This window comes from Streptomyces sp. GbtcB7 (assembly GCF_019091445.1).
Lineage (GTDB): Bacteria > Actinomycetota > Actinomycetes > Streptomycetales > Streptomycetaceae > Streptomyces > Streptomyces mirabilis.
In genome coordinates this window covers 54,225-75,197 of the sequence record NZ_JAGXJM010000023.1, presented here as the reverse complement: position 1 = coordinate 75,197, position 20,973 = coordinate 54,225, and the positions used below count along the sequence as shown (strand labels likewise).

Sequence of the window (20,973 nt, the reverse complement as noted above, 5' to 3'; positions counted from 1 at the left end):
AAGGACATGAGACAAATGATCTGGTACGGACTGCTGGTGGCCGCCGTCGCCGCCGAGCGCGTCGCCGAACTCGTCGTCGCCCGCCGCAACGAGCGGTGGAGCACCGCCCGCGGCGCGATCGTGACCGGGCAGGGCCACTACCCGGCGATGGTCGCCCTTCACACCGGCCTGCTGGTCGGCTGCCTGGCCGAGGTGTGGCTGGCCGACCGGCCCTTCGTACCCGTCCTGGCCTGGCCCTTGCTGGCCGTGCTGGCGGGAGCCCAGGCGTTGCGGTGGTGGTGCATCGGGACCCTGGGACCCCGTTGGAACACCCGGGTGATCGTCGTACCTGCCCTGCCGCTGGTGACGAGCGGCCCCTACCGTCTGCTGCGGCATCCGAATTATCTGGCCGTCGTCGCCGAGGGCGTGGCCCTGCCACTGGTGCACACCGCCTGGGTCACCGCTGCCGTGTTCACGGTACTCAATGCCGCCCTGCTCACCGTGCGCATCCGCTGCGAGAACCGTGCGCTGGCCGCCGCGACCGCCCCGACCACGCCCGCGCCGGCGTGATCGACGTACTGGTGGCCGGCGGCGGGCCGGCCGGTCTGGCCGCCGCCATCCACGCCGCGCTCGTCGGCCTGGAGGCCGTCGTCGTCGAACCCCGGACCGCGCCCGTCGACAAGGCCTGCGGAGAAGGCGTCATGCCGGGCGGTGTCGCCGCTCTGCGGGCACTGGGCGTCGAGGTCACCGGCCGCGAACTGCGCGGCATCCGTTACGTGGACGGCGCCTCCCGCGCCGAAGCGTCTTTCCGCGGCCGGAGTGGGCTGGGGATCCGCCGTACAACGCTGCACTCCGCACTGCACCAGCGCGCTCTCAGCCTCGGCGTGCGAATGCTGCCGGGCAAGGTCGGCGAGGTGCACCAGAGCGCAGACACGGTCACCGCCGCCGGAATCACGGCTCGTTGGCTGATCGCCGCCGACGGCCTGCACTCCCCGGTGCGCCGCAGCCTGGGGCTGGAACTGCCAGGTCGCCCCCACGGCCGCTACGGACTGCGCCGGCACTACCGCGCCGAGCCGTGGACGGACTTCGTGGAGGTCCACTGGGCCCGGCACGGCGAGGCCTATGTGACACCGGTCGGCGACGACCTGGTGGGCGTCGCGGTCCTCAGCCGCAGCCGTCGCGGGTACGACGATCACCTGGCCGGCTTCCCTGCCCTCACCGCGTCGCTGCGCGGCCCGGCCGCGACGGAGGTACGCGGCGCCGGACCACTGCTCCAGCGGGTACGACGCAGAGTCGCCGACCGTGTCCTGCTCGTCGGCGACGCCGCGGGCTACCTGGATGCCCTCACCGGCGAGGGCATCGCCCTCGCACTGGCGACGGCCGGGGCCGCCGTCCGCTGCCTGGCCGCCGGGCGACCGGACGCGTACGAGCGCGCCTGGGTACGGCTGACCCTGCGCCACCGGCTGCTGACCGGGGCCCTGCTGGCCGCGAGCAGCCGTCCCAGCACCGCCCGCCTCATCGTTCCCGCAGCGTCCCGGATGCCCCCGGTGTTCTCAGCCGCGGTCCACGCACTGCAGTAGTGGCCTGACCCTATTCATCCTGAAACTGAACAAAGCCAACCGTACGTGCCCTCCGCGCCAGCGGAGGTCGGTCGGGTGGCGAGGCGGTCGCCGAGTTCCCTGAGCTGCTTCTCTCTGCGCTAGCGGAGGTGGGTCACCACACCAGAGGGTCGAGTAACCCCTCGGGGCCGTTTCCTCTTGGGGCCGTTCCCTTGACGCCAACCGGCTATCGCCGGACGCACTCTCAACGGTCGCCAACAGCCACGAACCCAAGCGATCGCCACAGAAATCTCCTCGACCCGCAGCAGACGGTTACCGAGCCGGTCGCGCCAGCTCGGAGCGGGCATCGAACTCGCGCGCAGCGGATTCCCTTTCCAACGCACGGAGGCTCCGCCCCACTTCGCCGGGCGAAAGCATCTACGGCTGTTGGGGGTAAGGGGCCACGGCGTCGAATTGTCTACGCTGGGTCATGAACCTGCCGATCGGGCGGTAGCCGACGTCCATCGGCCGACGGTCCGGGCAGGGCGTCGACGAGGCTGAGGAGCCCTCGCAGTGCCGGCGTGGCGCTTGCCGCCTGGTGGGCCAGGGCGAGGTCCACGGTGGGCATGGGTGCGGTCACGCGCTTGAGCCGCACCCCTGGTATACGCAGCGCACGAGCACGCCCCTCGGGCACCGGGGCAATGCCGGCGCCCGCGGCGACGCTGAGGAGGAGTTGCTCGTCGTCGGGTTCTTCCCGCACGATGCGCGGCCCGCCGTCGGGCCACAGCTGCCGGGAGATCAGGTCGTGCATTCCGGGGGCGTTCTCGCGCGGCCAGAGAATCACGGGTTCGGCGGCGATGCGCTCGCGGGTGACCCTGCGTTCGCGGGCGAGAGGATGATCAGCGGGGACAGCCACGAGGAGTTCCTCGCGGGCGATGTGCCGGCACTCCAGGCCCGCATCGTCCAGCGGGGGCCGCACGAAGGCGGCATCCAGCCTCCCGGCCAGCAGCTCGGTGATGTTGTGCGCCGTCCACCCCGTCCGTACGACGAGTTCCACGTCTGGATGGAGGGTACGGAACGCGGTGAGGAGCGCGTCGACGTGGCCGCCGCGGGCGGAGCGAGTGAGGGCCAGGCGCAGTTGCCCCTGCCGTCCGCCGACGGCCGCACGGATCCGTTCCTGCGCCGCGGCCACGCGGACCAGCAGTTCGCCGGCTTCGCGGGCCACGACCTCGCCGACGACGGTCAACCGGCAGCCCCGGCTGTTGCGTTCGAGCAGCGGAGCGCCGATTTCCCGTTCCAGCGCCCTGATCTGCTGGCTCAGGGCAGGCTGGGCTATGTGCAACCGGTGCGCGGCCCGCGTGAAGTCCAACTCCTCTGCCAGCACGAGGAAATACCGCAGCCGCCGCAAGTCCATCCTCAACTATAAGCACTTCTTATGGCATTGAACATGACTGGTCTTGGACAGGTCGTCAACTCCCCGCCGACAGTGGGAAGCACACGGTTCGGCGATCAAGGGGGAAGCATGGGCGACAGGTTCGACGCAGTCGTCGTCGGCGCCGGGGTCATCGGGCTCACCACCGCACTGCGCCTGCAGCAGGCCGGTGCTCGCGTCGCTGTGGTCACGGCCGAGCCGTCGGCCGAGACGACGTCCTCCGTCGCGGCGGCCGTCTGGTACCCGACCCGCACACGGTTCGAGGCGCGCGTACTGAACTGGGCCACCCACACCTACGACGAGTTCGCCCGCCAGGCGGCGAACGGGGTACCCGGCGTGGTCATGCGTCCCACCCGGATGCTGCTACGCGGCGATGCGCACGACGCCCCCTGGTGGGCCGCGGCCCTCCCCGACCTCCGCACCCTGCGAAGGGACGAAGTACGGGCCCCCTTCACCGCGGGCTGGGAGTTCACCGTTCCGTCCGTGGAGATGTCCCGCTACCTGCCTTGGCTCCAGCAGAGCTTGTCCGCGGCAGGCGGCACGCTGATCCGTCGCCGTATCGACGCCCTGGAACAGGCGGGCGTATGGGCTCCCGCAGTGGTGAACGCCTCCGGCCTGGGCGCCCGCTCCCTGTGCGGCGACACCGAAGTGCGGCCGGTGCGGGGGCAGTTGGTCCTCGTCGCCAACCCTGGGCTGCACACGTCCGTGCGCGACGCGGACAACGCCGACGGCTACACCTACGTCCACCCCCGCAGCACGGACATCGTCCTCGGCGGCACCTTCGAGATCGGCGAGTGGGACACCACGCCGTCCCCGGCCACCGCCGCCGCGATCCTGCGCCGCTGCACCGAACTGCTGCCGGAACTGGCAGGCGTCCCGGTCCTCGGCCACCGGGTCGGCCTGCGGCCCTATCGAGACGGCGGCGTCCGCCTGGAGGCCGACCCGCTCACTCACGGCCGGGTGCAGCGGCTGGTGCACAACTACGGCCACGGAGGCGCCGGAGTCACCCTCGCCTGGGGCTGCGCGGACGCCGCAACCGCCCTTGTCGCCGGGGCCGTTCGGCCGGGATGAGCCCTTGCCGCTCGCAACTCCCCTTCGTACGACCCCACACGTACCCCTGTACCGCTCCCGTTCGTACTGCTCACGTTCTCGAGGATTGGGTGTGCGCTGATGGATTCCGTCGAACCCGCGGAGATCAACACTTCCACCACGGCGGCTGGTGGGACGCAACCGCAACCCGGCGGCCCGCCGGTGAAGCCCTCCGCCAAGGTGCGGCGCCGCACGCTGCTGCTCGCCGCCCTCGGAGCGACCGCCGTCGCCCTCCCACTCGCAGTGATCGAGTCGAGAGCCCATGACCCCGCCAACCCCCGCAAGGCGACGCTCACCGTCCCCGACGGCCACGCCGACAGCGTGGCGTTCAGCCCGGACGGAAAGACGCTGGCGGCCGGGCTGTCCGGGGTCCGGGGCGCCGGCAGCACGCTGCGGTTGTGGGACGTGGCCGAGGGCACCGCCGCCACCCCCTGGGCCGACCACGTCGAAGACCTGACAAAGGTGGCCTTCAGCCCGGACGGCAAGACGCTGGCCATGACCGGCGCCCTCGCCGTGTACCTGTGGAACGTGGCGGATCGCACCAGCATCGCCCTCCCCCAGCCCCAGCCCGCCCTGGACCTGGCGTTCGCCCCGGACGGCAGGACCCTGGCCACCGGCGGCCGCGACGGTGTGGCCCGGCTGTGGGACCTGCCCACCCGCGCCCTCACCAATGCTCTGACGGCCCCTGGCACGGCCGCTGTCAACGCGGTGGCGTTCAGCCCGGACGGAGACACCCTGGCCACCGGCAGCACGGACCTCACCGAAAGCCCGGTACGGCTGTGGGACTTGCTCACTCGGACCGTCGACGCCACCCTCGAAGCCCCGCGCCGGCACGGCTTCACATCGGTCGCGTTCGGGCGGGTCGGCTACATCATGGCCACGGGCAGCGCGGACAACATCGTGCGGGTGTGGGACTACGTGACAGGCACCGTCACCGCCACGCTCACCGGCCACACCGGCGCGGTGACGACGGTGGCGTTCAGCCCGGACGGAGACACCCTGGCCACCGGCAGCGCGGACAGGACCGTGCGGCTGTGGGACTCGAGCACACTCGACCTCGTCCCCATCGACACCCTCACCGGCCACACCGACAAGGTGACAACGGTGGCGTTCAGCCCGGACGGCAGGACTCTGGCCTCCGGCAGCCTCGACCGCACGGTGCGGCTGTGGCCGAACCGATGACCCCGACTTCGGTCGCTCACAGCCGGTTCAGCGCGGCGCGGGTGCCGTCCGGGCAGGCTCTGCAATCGCTCGCGGCCTGACGCCGCGCCTCTGAAGTTGACTTCAACTCCCTTAGAAAATAACCCAGTTGACCATTGGCGACCCAGTCATGGCTGTGAGAGATGCGAAGCCTGCGCCCGGAACCATGTTGCGTGGCAGAGGCGGAAGCGCGCACCTGCAGAGCGAGGCCGTTGTACTGGAGCGGGCAGGGATCCGGCTGGTCATTCCCCTCGACGCGATCGAGACCGTCCATGTCGCCAGGAGCAACCGCCCGACTGCCGAAATCCGGCTGAACTCGGCGGCCACCGGAGCCGACGCGACAACGGTCTGCGCGATCGGCTCCCGCAGCACCGAGGCGGTGGAGGCTTTCGCACACGCCGTCAACGCGGCCGTGCCGCAACGGGACGAGGCCGAAAGACGCATCAACGGTGCGGCCCTGGTGAAGGCGATGGAGCGCCCATTCATGCCCAGGACACCGTGCAGACCGTTCCTGTCCACGGACGAGTGGTGGGTCTGTGGCGCGCTCACCTGCCTGTTCGCCGTCGGCCTGCTGCTCCCCGCGCTGGCGGGCGACGGGTCCCTCGCCAAGCTGTGGGCCGGCAACCTTCGCGGGGCTTGTGTTCGGCTGCGCCGTCGCCCGCGGCACGTGGCGCGCCACAGTGACCTGGTGGCTGCTGCACCGCTACGGTGTGACCACCGTCGCCACATGCGTGGGTTACGAGCCCGGGGAGGACGACAACTCTCAAGGGGTCCTGGTGTACTCGTTCACCGCCACTGCCGGCACCGCTCTCATAATCCGCCGCACCGGCTCACGGGCGGGGCCCAAGGAGATAGGGGTCTCGTACGACCCTGCCAGACCTGACTTCGCCGTGGGGCCGAGACAACCGTGGGTCAGGACCCTGATCCTTCTGATCCGCCTCCTCGTCGGCGTGCCGACCACGTTCGTCATGGCGGCCTACCTGCTGTGGTACTTCACCACCGCGATGCACCCGTAGAACAGGCACAAGCCCCTCCGCAACCGACCGCCGAACGATCGGCCCGTGGAATGGGCGGCCGGCAAACGGGCCGGACTCCCGCTGCCGGCGAAGCCGCGGCCGGTTCGGGGCAAGCGGCGAGCGTGGTATCACCCGATCGTTTCCATCGGAACTGGTGAGGACGCGGCCGGGGTCAGATGTCGGCGAGCCTCACGACGGCCTGGTCACCACCCATCCATGTGGAGCAACCCACGACGCCAGAGAGCCGGTTCACAGCGCCCGCCCCGACCGGCATCGCCCCCGAAGATCTCCGGGCGAGCCCGGCGCGCTTCGGGCCGCTCTCTGCGCGCTTTCAACCGCCGCCGGGACAACCAGCGATCGGTGACCATGACACTGCCGAGCGTCCGCCACCCCGCACCCACCAAGTGGTCCCGCAGGAGCAGGGCGTGATCGGCCCTCTCACAGTCCTCTACGCGTACCTGCGTCCTGCCAGCGTCCCGAATTCACGGTCATGACCGTCAGGCCAGCCACCTGCGGCGGCTCGCGCCAGCAGCGGGTCCACGCATTCACACAGGTCACCGCGGCGCCAACCGCCACCGACCACTCCGGAACCGAACTGGCGAGCAGCGGATGCGGTCCATTGAGCGGGAGTTGACACTCCAACACCTCGAGAAGAGCGTTTCCACAGGTCAGAGCACGTTTAGGGTGGGGCGGGTGGGACTCGAACCTGCGGCCGACGGATTATGAGTCCTTTGCGGGTCTTGGCGACCCTTGCCGATCAATGCTCATCCATGACGTTTTTGCTGGTCAGAAGAGGTATGCCGTGTCGGCATCCCTACGTCTTTGTCGGTGGAGGTGAGCGATCGGCGTACGACGTTGCCGACGACGCTGCCCGTCGCGCGCAGGAGATCATTGTGGCTTGCGTCGTACCAGGCCCAGCCGGCCTGGCGGGAGCCCGGGGCGACGGAACCGTCGGGGCCGGGCAGCGGATAGCCGAGGAGATAGTCCTCTCCGCCGCTGAGGATGTCCACGTCCCGTGGCAGGCGGCGCGAGGACGCGAGCGAGGACTCATCGGTGAGGCCGAGCCAGATCAGGTAGCCGGCGAACGTCGCGTCGGGTTTGTCGGGTGCGACGCCGCCACGCACGACGCTTCCGTGGCCGTCCGCTCCAATCACGACATCCCCCCGGAAAGTCTGCTGGTTCGAGGTGATCACCCACGCCGAATCCGCGTCCTGGCCGACGCTTCGTACGATCGCGTGGGGGCGAAGCTCGATATGGGGGTCGGCGTCGACGGCCGCGCGGAGCCGGGCGTGGACAGCCGTCCAGCTCTGCACGCCGGAGGCCACCGAACTCAGTGGCGCCGAGCCGTTCTTCGAGTGGCTGGATCCGGTGATTCTGCTGAGCAGGCCCTCGCTCACCCCGCCGAGGGCGGCCCCTCTCCGGGCCCGGGGGACCGCCCCGATCGCTCCAGCATCGTCACGTCGACTCCGGCGTGCGACAGGGCCAGTCCGGTCATCAGACCCGCGAGGGAGGCACCGACGACGACGGCAGTGCCTCCCTCGCATTCGTCTGGATTCCCGGAGCGGGTCTTGTCGCGCGTTGCTGTGGTCATGCTGTTCTCTCCTTGATCAGCGGGCTCTTGCCGGTCATGGCTCATCCCCTTGGCGGCCGGGCCCACGGAAGTGGGGTACCGACCATGGAACCGAGGCCGGACAGGATGTGGGAGTCTCGGTGGTGAGGGGTACCGGCAGGGACCCCGAGTCGGCATCCCTGCAAGCCAAGGGCTCTGATCACGGGGAACTGCCGGATGCTCAGTGCGAGAGCAGCGCGGCGAGGTCGATCTTCCCGGTCTGCAGTTGCGCGTCGTGGGGCTCGTTCAGTCCGCCGTCGGTGATGTACAGCCGGTCGCCGCGCACTGCGGTGGCGGTGGGCGAGGCGAGGCCGTCGGAGGCGGTCAGCACGGTCCTGGTGGTGCCGTTCGGGTAGACGACCGCGATCTGGTTCTGCGTGTTCAGCGCGGCGAACACGACGTTGGAGTGGGCGCTGAGGAAGTTGAAGTCGTCGACGCCGGTGAGGCTGCTGGTGACGGTGTGGATGCGGCCCGGAGCTCCGGTGGCGGTGACGGGGATCCGCAGCAGGGTGCCCTTGCTGAGGTTGGAGACCCATACGGCGCCGTTGTGGAAGCGGAGCCCGTTCGCACCGTACGGCACGGGTGCGGACGCCTTGATCACGAGGGAGGGGTCGACCAGCCAGGCGGTCGCGGGACCGCCGGAGACCGGTACTGCCCAGACGGTGCCCTTCTGGCTGTCGGCGACATACAAGGTGCGCCCGGCCGGATCGATGGCCAGACCGTTGGGGACCCCTCCGACGGGCAGCGCCGAGATGCGGTGGGGGGTGCCGCCGGGCGGCAGCTTCCACACTCCGCTGCGGGAGGCGTCGGAGGACCACACGTTGTAGTAGATGGTGCCGTCGTGGCCGCGGGTGTTACCGGTGATTCCGTCGCCCTTCTGCCCGGTGACCAGCACCGTGCGCTGCCCGGACGGCGAGACCCGCACCAGCGCCGGACGTTCGCCCGCGGGCGCGCCGACCATCGAGACGGTCAGTGAATTGTCCGGGGCGACGGTGACGTTCTCAGGGACGTCGCCGGTGGCGAAGTCGAATGCGGCCACGGTCCTGACGTGGCTGACGGCGGGCTGCGCATCCGCACACTCGGTCGCGGCGGACGCGTACGGGGCCGAGACGATGACGGCCGCTACTGCTGAGATCGCCGCGAATCCGGACCGCTTCTTGATGGGCAGGGCTTTCGTGATCATTGGGTACTTTCGTGCTTTCGTTCTTGGGCTTGGTGGAAAGGTGCTTCACGGTCCCTAGTCGGGGATCGGGAAGCCGGCGTTCTGCAGGTCGAGCGAGTCGGGGTCGGGCCCGCCGCGTACGCCGGTGTCGAGGGCATCGATCGCGGTCACCTCGTCGGGTGTCAGGGCGAAGTCGAAGACGTCGAGGTTCTCGGCGATGCGGTGCGCCTTGACGGACTTGGGGATCGCGCAGAAGCCGTGGTCGAGGTGCCAGCGCAGCACGATCTGCGCGGGTGTCTTCGTGTATTTGTCGGCCAGGGCGGTGATGACGGGGTCCTCGAGCGGGTTCGTCTCGGCACCTCGGTAGACGTAGGAGCCGCCGATGGGCGACCACGACTGGGTCAGGATGCCGTGGCTTTCGTTCGCCGCGCGCCACTCGCCCTGCGTGTAGTAGGGGTGCACCTGGATCTGGTTGACGGCCGGGACGATGTCGGTGCGGGAGATGAGCTCGTCGAGCTGCTTGGGTGTCTGGTTCGACACGCCGATCGCGCGGACGCGGCCGTCGGCGAGGAGCTTCTCCGCCGCCTTGTACGCCGCGATCGTCTTCTCGAAGTCGGACGGCAGCGGCTGGTGCAGCAGCCACAGGTCTAGCTGCTCGATGCCCAGCTTGCGCAGACTCAGGTCGAAGGCCCGCAGCGCGGAGTCGTAGCCGTAGTCGCTGATCCACACCTTGGTCGTCACGAAGATCTCGGAGCGGTCTACGTCGGAGCGGGCGATCGCCTCGCCGACCTCCTTCTCGTTGAAGTAGGCCGCGGCGGTGTCGATCAGCCGGTAGCCGTCGTGCAGCGCGGTCAGGACCGCGTCGGTGGTCTCCTCGGGGGCGCTCTGGTAGACGCCGAGTCCCAGGGCGGGCATCTGTACGCCGTTGTTCAGGGTGATGAGTGGGTTCGTTGCGGTCATGGTTCGCTCCAATCGGGGTGGGCGCACGCAGCAGTGGCCGCGTGTGGAGGGGGTCGCGGGTCAGTCGGCAGAGACCGCTGTCGGCAGTTCGACCTTGGTGAGGTCGGCGCAGTACTCCAGCAGCTGGTCCTGCACCTCGGGTGACTGCGTCGCCGGGTGCGGAGGGCGGGGCTGCTGGTGGTGGAAGTAGCGGCCGGTGACCAGTGCCGCGGCGTCGTCGCTGACAGCCAGCCATGCCTGGGTCACCGGAGCCAGCCGCAGGTCGTCAGTGGCTCCGCTGCCGCCCATCTTCGTGGGGACCCAGCCCGGGTCGACGGCGTTGGAGAGCACCGCGGGCCACTTCCTCGCGATGGCGAACGTGAGCGCGGTGAGGTGGAACTTCGACTCCGAGTACGCCTGGGAGCCCTGCCACGGCCGCGTGGCCCACTGGGGGTCCCGCAGGGTGGTGTCGCCGCTGTGGTGCATGCCGGAGCTGAGGTAGACGAGCCGTCGGGGCGGGGTGATGAGCGCCGTGAGGAGGTAGGGCGCCAGCACGTTGACCGCGAAGACGTCCGAGAGGCCGTCCTCGGTCTCCACACGTCCTCGCCCGTAGTAGCCGACGCCGGCGTTGTGGATGACCGCGTCGAACGTGCCCAAGTCGTTTACCTGGGCGGCCACTTCGCGGGTCTGGGCGATGCTGGAGAGGTCCCCGACGGCGACGCCCGCGTTGTCCGGGAGCGCGGCGCGTGTGTCGTGGGCCCGGGTGTCGTTGCGTGCGTGGAGCGCCACTGTGTGGCCCTGCTGGGAGAGCAGTTGGGCGGCCATCAGGCCGAGGCCGTCGGTGGAACCGGTGATGAAGATGCGAGCCATGAGTCTTTCCTGACGGGTTCGGACCCCGACCAGTCGCTAGTCCGGGTCGCTGACCCGATTGCTGGTGGTGACCTTGAGGGGTACGTCGAGCAACGGGAGCAACTGCTCGACGACCTTCGTCACGTTCGGGTGCTCGGCGTGTTCCGCGACGGCTTCGGCCGAGGTCCAGCCGTCGACGATGTAGAAGGTGTCGGGCTCGTCCGACTGCTGGTAGAGGTCGTAGTAGAGGCATCCGGCCTCGGCCCGCGCGGGGCTCACGAGCTCCAGCAGGAGCTCCTCGACCCTGGCGCGGTGGGCCGCCTTGCCGCGTACCTCGCAGATGATGTGGCGCTCTGCCGACTTGACCGTGGTCATGTGGATTCCTTCGTCAGTTCTGGCCGGCGTAGACGCGCGTCATGCCGCCGTCCACCACGAGGTCGACGCCCGTGATGTAGCGGCTGGTGTCCGAGGCCAGGAAGACGAGGGCGTCGCCGATGTCCTCGGCCGTCCCCACGCGGCCCGCCGGAATCTCCTTCGCGACGCGCTCGACGTAGGCGGCGATGTCCTCGTCGCTCAGCTTCTGTTCGTGGCTGTAGCCCTCGGTGGGCACCACCCCGGGGCTGATCGAGTTGACCCGGATCCCCCGGTCCTTGAGGTCCGTCGTCCAGCTGCGGGCGAGGGAGCGTACGGCCGCCTTCGCCGACGCGTAGACGGCGAACCCGGGCAGCCCCATGTCGGCGGTGATCGACGCGTTGAGGACGACGGACGCGCCGTCGCGCAGGACGTCCAGCACGCTCTGCACCGTGAGGATGACGCCCTTGATGTTGATGCCGAGCTCGCTGTCGATCTGCTCCTCGGTCAACTCGTCGAGGGGCGTGGCGTGTCCGCCACCCGCGTTGGCGAAGAGTATGTCGAGGTGGCCGTGCGCCGCCTTGATCGTTTCGGCTACGCGCAGCATGTCGCTCTTGCTCGTGACGTCGGCCCGGATCCCGGTGGCGGACGTGCCGAGCTTCTCCGCGGCGGCGTCGAGCACGTCCTTGCGCCGGCCCGTGATGTAGACAGTGGCTCCCTCTTCGATCAGGCGCTTGGCGGCGCCGAAGCCGAGTCCGGTCGTGCCGCCGGTGACCAGGGCGATACGCCCCTTGAGTGCCTGCGATTCCATGTGAAGTTCTCCTGATGGGCAGGGCCTTCCTGACGAAGCGCCTCGAACGACGCTTCGTCAGGAAAGGGCCGATGGAGGCCGGTGACTTACCGGTTGATGGTCTTCTGCTGCGCTGCGGTGTACCGCTCGCCCTTGATCTGCACCTGGGCAACGGCCTCTTCGATGCGCTTGAGGTCCTCGGACGTCAGTTCCACGCTGTCGGCGCCGATGTTCTCTTCGAGACGGTGCAGCTTCGTCGTGCCCGGGATCGGCACGATCCACGGCTTCTGCGCCAGCAGCCACGCGATGGCGGTCTGAGCCCGGGTCGCCTGCTTGGCGTCCGCGATCTCACCCAGCAGCGCGATCAGCGCGAGGTTGGCCTCACGCGCCTCTTCCTCGAAGCGCGGCAGCACGTTGCGGACGTCGTTGGCCTCGAACTTCGTGTCCTGGCTGATCGCGCCGGTCAGGAAGCCCTTGCCGAGCGGGCTGAACGGCACGAAGCCGATGCCCAGTTCCTCCAGGGTCGGCAGGATGATCTCCTCGGGCTCACGCCACCACAGGGAGTACTCGCTCTGCAGGGCCGTGACCGGCTGCACCGCGTGGGCCCTGCGGATGATCTCCTGGCCCGCCTCGGACAGGCCGAAGTGCTTGACCTTGCCTTCCTGGATGAGTTCCCGGACCGTGCCCGCGACCTCTTCGATCGGCACGTCGGGGTCCACCCGGTGCTGGTAGAACAGGTCGATCCGGTCGGTCTGCAGGCGCTTGAGGGACTGCTCGGCGACGATCCGGATCCGTTCCGGCCGGCTGTCCAGTCCCGCCGCGGGATTGCCGTCCTTGAACCCGAACTTCGTGGCGATGGCGACTTGGTCGCGCACCGGCGCGAGGGCCTCGCCCACCAGCCTTTCGTTCGCTTCCCCGTACCCCTCCGCGGTGTCGAAGAGCGTCACGCCGCGCTCGGCGGCGGCCCGGATCAGCTTGATGGCCTCACCGGTGTCCGCGGCCGGGCCGTAGCCGAAGGTCATTCCCATGCAGCCGAGCCCGATCGACGACACTTCGAGCCCGCTGTTTCCCAGTTCACGCTTCTTCATGGTGGTTCTCCTTTCGAGTGGCCACGAGCGAGGACGCCCTGGCCGGTGTGGTTCCTGATGGTGGGTGAGGTGTGCCAGGCGCCCGGTCAGGCCGCGTCGTCGTGGGCCAGGTCCCAACCCAGCTCGCGTGATGCCCCGACCTGCGCCAGCAGCTCTTTGGCCTGTGCCTCTACGGCGGTGATGGCGTCGGCGCCGGCCACGAACCGCACCGGCGGCTCGTCCTGTTCGGCGACCTTCACCAGGGCGGCGGCCAGCTTGGCCGGGTCGCCGGCCTGGCGGCCGTTCATGGACTTCCAGCCCTCGATCTGCGCCGCGGTGCTCTCGGCGTAGTCGTCGACGATCCGCTCCGGCCAGGTGGTGGAGGCGTCCACCAGCAGCTCGGTGCGGAAGAAGCCGGGCTCCACGGTCGTGGTGCGGATCCCGAAGGGGGCCACGTCCAGGCGCAGGGCCTCCATCCAGCCCTCCACGGCGAACTTGGAGGTGGTGTAGGCGGCGCAGAACTCCTGGCCGACCAACCCGGCCAGCGAGGAGATCGTCATGATGTGCCCGGCGCGCCGCTCCCGCATGACGGGCAGCACGGCGCGGGTGACGTTCATCGGGCCGAAGACGTTGGTCTCGATCTGCTCCCGCATCTGCTGCGGGGAGACCACCTCGAAGTAGCCGGCGAAGAAGTTGGCGGCGTTGTTGACCAGGACGTCGATCCGGCCGAACCGCTCCACGGCCGCGCGCACGGCGGCCTCGACGGTGTCGGGGTCGGTGAGGTCCACGGAGGTGACGAGGAGATTGTTCTGCTCGCCGCCGAGGGCCTTGACGACGCCTTCGGGGCGGCGGCCGGTGGCGACCACCTGGTGTCCGGATTCCAGGGCCCGCCGGGCGATGTCCACGCCCAGGCCGCGGCCGGCACCGGTGATGAAGAAGACCTTGCTCATGGGGTGTTGCTCCAGACGGGTCGGCGCGGAGTCAGCTCGCGTCGGCGCTCTCGACGATGTTCTTCAGCTGGGTGATCGCGGACATCGCGTTGGGCCAGCCGGCGTAGAACGCGATATGGGTGATGGCCTCGACCAGCTCGTCCTTCGTCACCCCGTTCTCCAGGGCCTTGGGGAGGTGGAAGGCGAGCTGGTCGGCGCGGTAGAGGGCGACCAGGGTGGCGACGGTGATCAGGCTGCGGTCCCGCTGGGACAGGCCCTCACCCGCCCACACCTCGCCGAAGAGGACGTCGTCGGTGAGCCGGACCAGTTCGGGGGCGAAGCCGCCGAGCAGCTTCTGCGCGGCGGTCTGTTCTTCAGCCATGGCGTTTCATCCTTTACACGTATTTGATCTGTTACGAAACGTAATCGGCAGGGGCGGGGACCGCGGTGGGGAACCCGCTCGCGACGGCGTCCCGTATGGGGACCGGTCGGCCCCAAAGCGGGGTACTGACCATGCAACCGGGAATGGACACGGTGAGGGAGTCTCCGCTGTGAGGGGTAATGGCAGGGACCCCCAGCGGCATGTGCGCAGGTCAAAGCCCCGCCCTTGCTGCTGGCGGCAGCCGGAGAGGGCGGGGCTGTGGAGGTCGGTTCAGGTCCCGGAGTCCGCCTCGGCGACGTGCACATCCGCGGCCTCGGCCGTGGCGGACCAGCTCGCCAGCAGTTTCAGGGCGTCCTCGGCCGCGGAGCCGGGGGCCGCGTTGTACAACGCCACAACCAGCCCCGAGCCGTCCGGCAGGTTCATCGATTCGAAGTCGAGCTCCAGCTCGCCGACGACCGGGTGCCGGAGGCGTTTCGTCCCCTCATGGAAGACATGCACGTCGTGGGCGCCCCACATCACGCGGAAGGCGTCGCTGCGGGTCGACAGCTCACCGATCAGGTTCGACAGCTCCCGGTCGTACGGGTTCTTGCCCGCCTCGATCCGCAGCGCGCCCACAGCACCCTTGGCGATGCGTTCCCAGTCGACGTAGAACCGCCTGGCCGCGGGGCTGAGGAACACGAACCGCACGGTGTTCGCCCCGCAGACCGGATCGGCGTACATCTCCGAGAACAGTGCGCGACCGAGCGGGTTGGCGACCAGAATGTCGAACCGGTGGTTCTTCACGAACGCCGGCATGCCCGGCATCCCGTCAACGATGCGCTGCACGCTGGGCCGCACAGCCGGCCGGGCAGTCCGGCGCCGCACACGGGCGGGCGTCGTGTTCGCCGCTCGGGCCAGGTCGTACAGGTGCGTGCGCTCCGTGTCGTCGAGCCGCAGGGCCTGGGCCAGCGCGTCCAGGACGCTGTCGGAGACACCGCTGAGATTGCCGCGCTCCAGACGCGTGTAGTACTCGACGCTGACGCCCGCGAGCGTCGCGACCTCGTTCCTGCGGAGCCCGGTCACCCGGCGTTGGCCGTACACGGGCAGACCGGCCTGCTCGGGCGTGATCTTGTCACGGCGAGACTTCAGAAACGCACTGATTTCGGCGCGGTTGTCCATGAAGCCAGGGTAGGTTCGCCGCACACCGGCTGAGAGACCCTGTCATTACCCCTCACAGTATTAACTCCCCACGCAACCCTCTTCCAGCTGCACGAAGCCGCAGGTCAGAGGGGCTCTCCGCTGGGCGCCGACCACAGCCCAGGGAGGCGGCGGCACGCTCGGCCGGAAGCGACGCGCGCTCCCCGGTCTTGCACAGTCCCCGACCCGGAGTTCCCATCGATGTCGACCTCATCGGGTCATCGGGTCCGCAGCTAGCGCAGTTCCTCTGTGAGCGGCCCGCAGTCGCGGGGCCGTTTCCTCTTGGGACCGTTTCCTTGACACCCACGGGCCGCCGCCCGGACGTCGTCTTTACCGAGCACGAGCCCAGTCAGTCGCTCTCGAACTCTTCTGACCCTCATGCAGACGCGAGACCGGAACGCAGACCCTCGGCGGCCACTGCGGGCGCCGAGGCACTCATCTCGTCCCCTGCGGGGGAGGCCCAGCAGGTCGGTGTCCTCGGAGCCCTCGCTGTCCCAGCGTCCTGCCAGCGTCCCGAATTCACCGTTCCGGCCATGAGACCGCCGCCCTCGGTGGCTCCCGCCAACAGCTAGTCGATGCATCCGCCCAGGTCAGCGGAGCGCCAAGCACTACAGACCGCCTCGGACCCGAACTCGCGAGCAGCGGATCCAGTCCGTTGGACGGAAGTTGACGATCCAACACCTGAAGAGAGACGTTTCCGCAGTTCAGAGGCACGACATGGTGGGGCGGGTGGGACTCGAACCCACGGCCGACGGATTATGAGTCCTTTGACGATCTTGCCGGCCCTTGCCGATCAACGCTCATCCATGACGTTTCGTCAGATCAGACGCAGTAAGCCGTGTCCGTGCTTCTCGGCCCTTGTCAGTCTGTTCCTGTCCTCGCTCTCCAACGCGTCCTCAATGAGGCCCGAAGGGGCCCGACCGAAGGCATGGGGCACGATCTCGCCAGCTTCAAAAAGGGTCTCGAACTCCCCGCAGCGGATTTCCCTTCCACCGTGCAGAGGCTCCGCCCCCTACTGCGGAGCGAACCATCCTGGCGCTCAAGGGCTTCCGGGCCATAGCGACCAGGTACGAGAAGCGGGCGTACGTCTTGCACGGCGCTGTCACAGCCGGCCTATACGCTGCGAGCGATCTACGACCAGCTGACCGGAAGGCATGATGACGCGCACCCCCAGACCGACGGCCGAAGCGATACTCGCCGTGCTTCCGGAACTCGCTCCCCACGCGCGCGACGCGGTCATACTCCATCCCGAGCGGGCAGAGCCGGACTGCCGGAACAGTTCGATCGGCGGACCACTGCTATGGCCGAGTGACGAACCGTGGCCCGAGTGCTCCTTGCCCGACGAGAACAGCCCCGCCGGCGTGCCCGCCACGGCCATGGTGCCGGTCGTACAGATCTTCCGGCGCGACACGCCGGGACCCTGGTGGCCCGCTGGCATCGACCTCCTGCAGATCCTTTGGTGCCCCAACGAACACTGGGATCCTCCGGCCCAGCAGGCCGACATCAGCCCTGTGCTTGAGGTGCGATGGCGTCGGGCCGCTGACGTGATCAGCCCATTGACGACCCCGCCGTCACCCTCGCGGTATGACGAGGACGGCTACCTGCCCCAGGCTTGCGCCATCACCGCTGAGCACGTGACCGACTTCCCTTTCCGCGAGGAGCTGCCTGCGGAACTCCGTCCGCGGCTGGAGGAACTGGTCCGCGAGACCGGCGACGGCGGTGACGTCATCACCCGCCTCGCCGGCTGGAAACTCGGCGGCTGGCCGACCTGGCACCTGACGCAGCCCACAGTCTTTCCCTGCGGTGACTGCGGCACGGCCATGACGCTCTTGTTCACCGTGGCCAGCGACGACGAGACAGGGGTTGTCGTCGGCCGATGGGGAGACCTGCGCATCTTCACCTGCCCCGCCGACCACCGTCACGCCTTCCAGGTAGACCTGCACTGACCTGGGGCTCATCACGCACACCACGACCCATCACGGCGTCGGTGCGATCGCTTCCCAGACCGTGCAGATACCCGGCCAGGAAAGCCTGGTTGATGCTGCAGGCCAGTTCCGGAGTCTTGGCCGCCATGGGGTGGAAGGGACAGTTGCGCAGCCGCACCAAGGTGGGCGCGGCGCGCTCCGACTCGAAACCGAAGTCCTCGAACACGCGGCCGCCGCCAGGCCCGGGAGCGGCCCTGGGGCTCGCCGCGCCCCCGCGTAATGACTTCACCAAGCTTGCGTGAAATGGCGCTTCAGGGGTTGTTAGGCAAGGCTTATCTAACCTTTACTCGCTCCGCGTCCCCGCACGTCAGACCGGAGTCCCCATGTCCAGCGCAAACATCACCCTGCTCGGTGCCATCGCCGGCTTCACCATCTACCTCGGCCTCCCGATCGGCCGACTTCGCACACCCACCCCCCGCCTCAAGGCGGGTCTGAACGCCGTGGCCATCGGCATCCTCGTCTTTCTCGTGTGGGACGTGCTGACCCACGCGTGGGAGCCGGTCGACGAGGCACTGAGCAAGCACGAGTGGGGAACGGTCACTTCCGGAGGCGGCACTCTGGCCGCGGGCCTGACGATCGGGCTGGCCGGTCTCGTGCATTACGACAGCTGGATCAGCCGCCGCCGGAACTCCGCCGACCGCCCGTCGGGCCCCGGCGCCGCCGCCACCGCGGAGCTGGCCCCGAAGGTCCGCAGCCAGGCGGGCTCCCTGGCGCTGATGATCGCCACTGGTATCGGCCTGCACAACTTCGCCGAGGGCCTGGCCATCGGCAACTCCGCCGCTCAGGGCGAACTCTCCCTCGCCGTCCTGCTGATCATCGGTTTCGGCCTGCACAACGCCACCGAAGGCTTCGGCATTGTCGCCCCACTGGCAGCGGAAGGTGAACGCCCGTCCTGGATCACCCTCCTGTGGCTCGGCCTGATCGGCGGCGGCCCCACCTTCCTGGGCACACTCGTCGGCCAGCACCTGGTCAACGACACCCTGTCGATCGCTTTCCTGGGTCTCGCCGCCGGTTCGATCCTCTACGTGGTCATCGAGCTGCTGGCCGTCGCCCGCAGGACCGGACTGAAGACACTCACCACCTGGTGCATCCTGCTCGGCCTCCTCCTCGGCTTCGCCACGGACGCCGTCGTCACGGCGGCCGGAGCCTGACCCGCTCCGGCGACGCGAACCGATAGCCGGCCTTGCCGCACGCGGCACACCCCCGGTGCCCCCACCGTGGGCACCGGGACGACGCGGGGAGATGCACCACATGACCCACGCCGGTGACGACGCCGACAGGACGTGGTGCATCTCGGAGGTCGGCATCTTCCGCGACCTCAGCGAGCAGGAAATGGCCGCCATCGCCGCCGCAGCCCCGATGAAGACTTCCGATGAAGACTCACAGCGCCTGGAACTGCGCTACTCCAGCGCGCAGCCGTCCGAGGTGCTGTTCATCCTCAAGAAGGGCCGGGTCCGCATCTCTTACGTTGGCGATCGCCCTCGGGCTGATCGCCGTACACACGAGCCTGCTGCTGCCCCCGCCCGTCGCCGCGCACCTCGGCATGGACGGCGATGTTCCCGCCGCGGCGCCGCAGGACGTACGGGAGCCGTTCCCCGGGCGTCCGGCTGACAGCCAGACCAGTCAGCCGCTCACGCCGTGACACATCTGAATGTAACGCCGGATACACTTTCCGGTGTGACAAGTGGGGCCGAACGGCTGCGGTGGGTGGTACTGCTGTTCAGGCTGCCCCCAGGCCCCTCCCGGCACCGTGTGGCGGTGTGGCGCGAGCTGAGCCGGGTCGGTGCCCTGTCACTCGGCCAGGGCATCTGGGCGGTGCCCGATGTCCCGGTGTTCGCCGAAGGGCTGGAGCGCGCGCTGCAGTTGGCCGAGCGGGCCGCGGGCGAAGCTGTCGTCCTCGAGGCCACCGGCCGCAGCGACGCCGACGCCGCTCGCTTCCAGGCGATGTTCACCGCCGCCCGGCAGGACGACTGGTCCGAATTTCTGGCCGACTGCGACAAGTACGACGCCGAGCTGGCCAAGGAGATCCGCAACCAGAAGTTCACTCTCGCCGAGCTCGAAGAGGAAGAACAGAGTCTGGAACGGCTGCGTCGCTGGCACCGTGACCTCAAAGCCCGCGACGTGTTCGGGGCGCCCGAGGCCGTCCAGGCCGGGCAGCGGCTGAAGGAGTGCGCCGATGCCTACGAGGAGTACGCCGAGCAGGTCTTCCGCGTCCTGCACCAGCTCTGACCGGGTCCCGGAGCGAGGAGAACGCAGCCATGACCTCTCCAACCCCCGACGCTGCCGTCGCCCGGTGGCGGATGTGGCCGCTGTACGCGGCGGGTTTCACCACCGCTTTCGGCGCGCACGGGATCGCCGCCGGCCTCGGCCGGTACACCGAGGGACATGCCGCCTCACTGCTGGTACTGGGCGGCCTGCTGGCCCTGTACGACGGGGCAGAGGTGCTGCTCAAACCGGTGTTCGGGACGCTGGCGGACCGGATCGGTGCCCGCCCGGTGCTGCTCGGCGGGCTGCTCGGCTTCGCCGGCGCCTCCGTCTGCTTTGTGCTGGCCGACAACACCGGCCTGCTGTGGGCGGCACGGCTCGGGCAGGGGGCGGCGGCCTCCGCGTTCTCCCCGGCCGCCTCCTCGCTGGTCGCCCGGCTGCATCCGCAGGGCAAGCGGGGCCGGGCTTTCGGCTCATACGGCTTCTTCAAGAGCATGGGCTATACGGCGGGTCCGCTGCTGGGCGGCGCCGTGATCGCACTGGGCGGGCTGCGGCTGCTGTTCGCCGTCATGGCAGTACTGGCTCTGGCCGTGGCGGCGTGGGCCTTCGTGATGGTCCCGGCCGTGCCGCCGCTGCCCCGGGCCCGGCAGAGCGTGCTCGACCTCGCCCGACGCCTGCGCGAGGGCAGCTTCCTGCGGCCGACCGCCGCGCTGGCCGCCGCCACTGCCGCGCTGGCCGTCGGGGTCGGTTTCCTGCCCGTCTCCGGCACTGCGGCGGGCCTGGGTCCGGTCGCCACCGGCGCGGCCGTCTCCGTACTGGCCGCCTGCGCCGCTCTCGTTCAACCCCGGGCAGGCCGCGCTCTGGACGCCGGACGGATCACCGCCGCCACCGGCATCACTGCCGGGCTTTCCCTGACCGCCGCGGGGCTGGCCGCGGCGATGCTGCCCGGCATCGCCGGGGTGCTGCCGGCGGCTGTGGGCATCGGTGCCGGAACGGGGGTGATCACCCCGGTCGCCTTCACAGCCCTGGCCGCGGCCACCCCGGAGGAGCGGATGGGCCAGACCATGGGCGCGGCAGAACTCGGCCGCGAACTCGGCGACGCAGGCGGTCCGTTGTTGGTCGCCACTGTGGCTGCGGCATCGACTCTTACGGCCGGATACGCGGCCCTCGCGCTGCTTCTTGCTGCCGCGCCGGTCCTGACCCTGGCCCGTCTGCGGACCGGTCGGCGCATCGACATCCCCGCCGCTCGCGACTGAGTGCGCCGGACCAGTCGAG

General features: G+C 69.4%; 23 protein-coding genes. 10 read left to right on the top strand and 13 right to left on the bottom strand.

Features of this window, described 5'->3' with window-relative positions:
- The first annotated feature begins 15 nt into the window (after positions 1 to 15).
- The gene (locus tag KVT44_RS32955) at positions 16 to 549 is read left to right on the top strand and encodes an isoprenylcysteine carboxyl methyltransferase family protein (protein WP_217571042.1); all 534 of its coding nucleotides are present in this window, start codon (positions 16 to 18) and stop codon (positions 547 to 549) included.
- A complete protein-coding gene (locus tag KVT44_RS32950; protein ID WP_217570892.1) occupies positions 546 to 1,559 on the top strand; it encodes an FAD-dependent monooxygenase in 1,014 nt (337 codons plus the stop codon). Before KVT44_RS32955 ends, KVT44_RS32950 begins: the two co-directional genes overlap by 4 nt.
- Positions 1,560 to 1,995: 436 nt before the next feature.
- Here the strand turns inward: KVT44_RS32950 and KVT44_RS32945 are convergent, their stop codons facing one another.
- Positions 1,996 to 2,931: a LysR family transcriptional regulator gene (locus tag KVT44_RS32945; RefSeq protein WP_254650228.1), complete on the bottom strand. Its 936-nt coding sequence runs from the start codon at positions 2,929 to 2,931 to the stop codon at positions 1,996 to 1,998.
- 108 nt (positions 2,932 to 3,039) lie between these two features.
- Here KVT44_RS32945 and KVT44_RS32940 point away from each other — a divergent pair, with 108 nt between their 5' ends.
- On the top strand, positions 3,040 to 4,020 hold the full coding sequence (locus KVT44_RS32940; protein ID WP_217570890.1) for an FAD-dependent oxidoreductase: 981 nt from the start codon (positions 3,040 to 3,042) through the stop codon (positions 4,018 to 4,020).
- Between the two features lie 99 nt (positions 4,021 to 4,119).
- Positions 4,120 to 5,220 (top strand): WD40 repeat domain-containing protein, encoded by a 1,101-nt coding sequence (locus KVT44_RS32935; RefSeq protein WP_217570888.1) that lies wholly within the window; start codon positions 4,120 to 4,122, stop codon positions 5,218 to 5,220.
- Positions 5,221 to 5,236: 16 nt separating this feature from the next.
- On the opposite strand, the gene KVT44_RS32930 is transcribed toward KVT44_RS32935, so the two are convergent.
- Positions 5,237 to 5,512, bottom strand: a complete 276-nt coding sequence (locus tag KVT44_RS32930; protein ID WP_217570886.1) for a hypothetical protein — start codon at positions 5,510 to 5,512, stop codon at positions 5,237 to 5,239.
- A gap of 364 nt (positions 5,513 to 5,876) precedes the next feature.
- Here KVT44_RS32930 and KVT44_RS32925 point away from each other — a divergent pair, with 364 nt between their 5' ends.
- Entirely contained in the window at positions 5,877 to 6,254 is a 378-nt protein-coding gene (locus KVT44_RS32925; RefSeq protein ID WP_217570884.1) for a hypothetical protein, read from the top strand.
- Positions 6,255 to 7,018: 764 nt separating this feature from the next.
- Here the strand turns inward: KVT44_RS32925 and KVT44_RS32920 are convergent.
- The 11 genes from KVT44_RS32920 to KVT44_RS32870 all read right to left on the bottom strand — a co-directional run bounded on the left by KVT44_RS32920 (position 7,019) and on the right by KVT44_RS32870 (position 15,490).
- Positions 7,019 to 7,579, bottom strand: a complete 561-nt coding sequence (locus tag KVT44_RS32920) for a hypothetical protein (protein ID WP_217570882.1) — start codon at positions 7,577 to 7,579, stop codon at positions 7,019 to 7,021.
- A 68-nt stretch (positions 7,580 to 7,647) separates the two neighbouring features.
- Entirely contained in the window at positions 7,648 to 7,845 is a 198-nt protein-coding gene (locus tag KVT44_RS32915; RefSeq protein WP_217570880.1) for an FAD-dependent monooxygenase, read from the bottom strand.
- Between the two features lie 199 nt (positions 7,846 to 8,044).
- Complete coding sequence (locus tag KVT44_RS32910) at positions 8,045 to 9,046, bottom strand: SMP-30/gluconolactonase/LRE family protein (protein WP_217570879.1); 1,002 nt, start codon at positions 9,044 to 9,046, stop codon at positions 8,045 to 8,047.
- A gap of 54 nt (positions 9,047 to 9,100) precedes the next feature.
- On the bottom strand, positions 9,101 to 9,985 hold the full coding sequence (locus KVT44_RS32905) for an aldo/keto reductase (protein WP_217570877.1): 885 nt from the start codon (positions 9,983 to 9,985) through the stop codon (positions 9,101 to 9,103).
- Positions 9,986 to 10,045: 60 nt separating this feature from the next.
- Positions 10,046 to 10,834, bottom strand: a complete 789-nt coding sequence (locus KVT44_RS32900) for an SDR family NAD(P)-dependent oxidoreductase (protein ID WP_217570875.1) — start codon at positions 10,832 to 10,834, stop codon at positions 10,046 to 10,048.
- A 36-nt stretch (positions 10,835 to 10,870) separates the two neighbouring features.
- Complete coding sequence (locus KVT44_RS32895) at positions 10,871 to 11,188, bottom strand: putative quinol monooxygenase (RefSeq protein ID WP_217570873.1); 318 nt, start codon at positions 11,186 to 11,188, stop codon at positions 10,871 to 10,873.
- 13 nt (positions 11,189 to 11,201) lie between these two features.
- On the bottom strand, positions 11,202 to 11,975 hold the full coding sequence (locus KVT44_RS32890; protein ID WP_217570871.1) for an SDR family NAD(P)-dependent oxidoreductase: 774 nt from the start codon (positions 11,973 to 11,975) through the stop codon (positions 11,202 to 11,204).
- 86 nt (positions 11,976 to 12,061) lie between these two features.
- Positions 12,062 to 13,042 carry an aldo/keto reductase gene (locus KVT44_RS32885; RefSeq protein ID WP_217570869.1) on the bottom strand — a complete coding sequence of 327 codons (981 nt, stop codon included), beginning with the start codon at positions 13,040 to 13,042 and terminating at the stop codon, positions 12,062 to 12,064.
- Positions 13,043 to 13,128: 86 nt separating this feature from the next.
- Positions 13,129 to 13,971, bottom strand: a complete 843-nt coding sequence (locus tag KVT44_RS32880; protein ID WP_217570867.1) for an SDR family oxidoreductase — start codon at positions 13,969 to 13,971, stop codon at positions 13,129 to 13,131.
- A gap of 31 nt (positions 13,972 to 14,002) precedes the next feature.
- A complete protein-coding gene (locus KVT44_RS32875; protein ID WP_217570865.1) occupies positions 14,003 to 14,332 on the bottom strand; it encodes a carboxymuconolactone decarboxylase family protein in 330 nt (109 codons plus the stop codon).
- 270 nt (positions 14,333 to 14,602) lie between these two features.
- Positions 14,603 to 15,490, bottom strand: coding sequence for a helix-turn-helix transcriptional regulator (locus KVT44_RS32870; RefSeq protein WP_217570863.1), 888 nt, complete (start codon positions 15,488 to 15,490; stop codon positions 14,603 to 14,605).
- Between the two features lie 1,352 nt (positions 15,491 to 16,842).
- Here KVT44_RS32870 and KVT44_RS32865 point away from each other — a divergent pair.
- The 5 genes from KVT44_RS32865 to KVT44_RS32845 all read left to right on the top strand — a co-directional run bounded on the left by KVT44_RS32865 (position 16,843) and on the right by KVT44_RS32845 (position 20,954).
- Positions 16,843 to 17,454 (top strand): hypothetical protein, encoded by a 612-nt coding sequence (locus KVT44_RS32865; protein WP_099925310.1) that lies wholly within the window; start codon positions 16,843 to 16,845, stop codon positions 17,452 to 17,454.
- Positions 17,455 to 17,816: 362 nt separating this feature from the next.
- On the top strand, positions 17,817 to 18,644 hold the full coding sequence (locus tag KVT44_RS32860) for a ZIP family metal transporter (protein WP_099920014.1): 828 nt from the start codon (positions 17,817 to 17,819) through the stop codon (positions 18,642 to 18,644).
- Positions 18,645 to 18,961: 317 nt separating this feature from the next.
- A complete protein-coding gene (locus KVT44_RS32855) occupies positions 18,962 to 19,135 on the top strand; it encodes a hypothetical protein (protein WP_217570861.1) in 174 nt (57 codons plus the stop codon).
- Positions 19,136 to 19,170: 35 nt separating this feature from the next.
- Complete coding sequence (locus KVT44_RS32850) at positions 19,171 to 19,722, top strand: Chromate resistance protein ChrB (protein ID WP_099920016.1); 552 nt, start codon at positions 19,171 to 19,173, stop codon at positions 19,720 to 19,722.
- Positions 19,723 to 19,751: 29 nt separating this feature from the next.
- Positions 19,752 to 20,954, top strand: coding sequence for an MFS transporter (locus tag KVT44_RS32845; RefSeq protein WP_254650206.1), 1,203 nt, complete (start codon positions 19,752 to 19,754; stop codon positions 20,952 to 20,954).
- Positions 20,955 to 20,973 lie beyond the last annotated feature (19 nt).

Excerpts from the sequence above, each read along its gene's own strand:
- KVT44_RS32860 (WP_099920014.1), top strand. The coding sequence starts at position 17,817 with ATGTCCAGCGCAAACATCACCCTGCTCGGTGCCATCGCCGGCTTCACC.
- KVT44_RS32940 (WP_217570890.1), top strand. The coding sequence starts at position 3,040 with ATGGGCGACAGGTTCGACGCAGTCGTCGTCGGCGCCGGGGTCATCGGG.
- KVT44_RS32945 (WP_254650228.1), bottom strand. The coding sequence starts at position 2,931 with ATGGACTTGCGGCGGCTGCGGTATTTCCTCGTGCTGGCAGAGGAGTTG.
- KVT44_RS32885 (WP_217570869.1), bottom strand. The coding sequence starts at position 13,042 with ATGAAGAAGCGTGAACTGGGAAACAGCGGGCTCGAAGTGTCGTCGATC.
- KVT44_RS32955 (WP_217571042.1), top strand. The coding sequence starts at position 16 with ATGATCTGGTACGGACTGCTGGTGGCCGCCGTCGCCGCCGAGCGCGTC.
- KVT44_RS32910 (WP_217570879.1), bottom strand. The coding sequence starts at position 9,046 with ATGATCACGAAAGCCCTGCCCATCAAGAAGCGGTCCGGATTCGCGGCG.
- KVT44_RS32905 (WP_217570877.1), bottom strand. The coding sequence starts at position 9,985 with ATGACCGCAACGAACCCACTCATCACCCTGAACAACGGCGTACAGATG.
- KVT44_RS32915 (WP_217570880.1), bottom strand. The coding sequence starts at position 7,845 with ATGACCACAGCAACGCGCGACAAGACCCGCTCCGGGAATCCAGACGAA.
- KVT44_RS32890 (WP_217570871.1), bottom strand. The coding sequence starts at position 11,975 with ATGGAATCGCAGGCACTCAAGGGGCGTATCGCCCTGGTCACCGGCGGC.
- KVT44_RS32875 (WP_217570865.1), bottom strand. The coding sequence starts at position 14,332 with ATGGCTGAAGAACAGACCGCCGCGCAGAAGCTGCTCGGCGGCTTCGCC.
- KVT44_RS32895 (WP_217570873.1), bottom strand. The coding sequence starts at position 11,188 with ATGACCACGGTCAAGTCGGCAGAGCGCCACATCATCTGCGAGGTACGC.
- KVT44_RS32930 (WP_217570886.1), bottom strand. The coding sequence starts at position 5,512 with ATGGACGGTCTCGATCGCGTCGAGGGGAATGACCAGCCGGATCCCTGC.
- KVT44_RS32880 (WP_217570867.1), bottom strand. The coding sequence starts at position 13,971 with ATGAGCAAGGTCTTCTTCATCACCGGTGCCGGCCGCGGCCTGGGCGTG.
- KVT44_RS32935 (WP_217570888.1), top strand. The coding sequence starts at position 4,120 with ATGGATTCCGTCGAACCCGCGGAGATCAACACTTCCACCACGGCGGCT.
- KVT44_RS32900 (WP_217570875.1), bottom strand. The coding sequence starts at position 10,834 with ATGGCTCGCATCTTCATCACCGGTTCCACCGACGGCCTCGGCCTGATG.
- KVT44_RS32845 (WP_254650206.1), top strand. The coding sequence starts at position 19,752 with ATGACCTCTCCAACCCCCGACGCTGCCGTCGCCCGGTGGCGGATGTGG.
- KVT44_RS32870 (WP_217570863.1), bottom strand. The coding sequence starts at position 15,490 with ATGGACAACCGCGCCGAAATCAGTGCGTTTCTGAAGTCTCGCCGTGAC.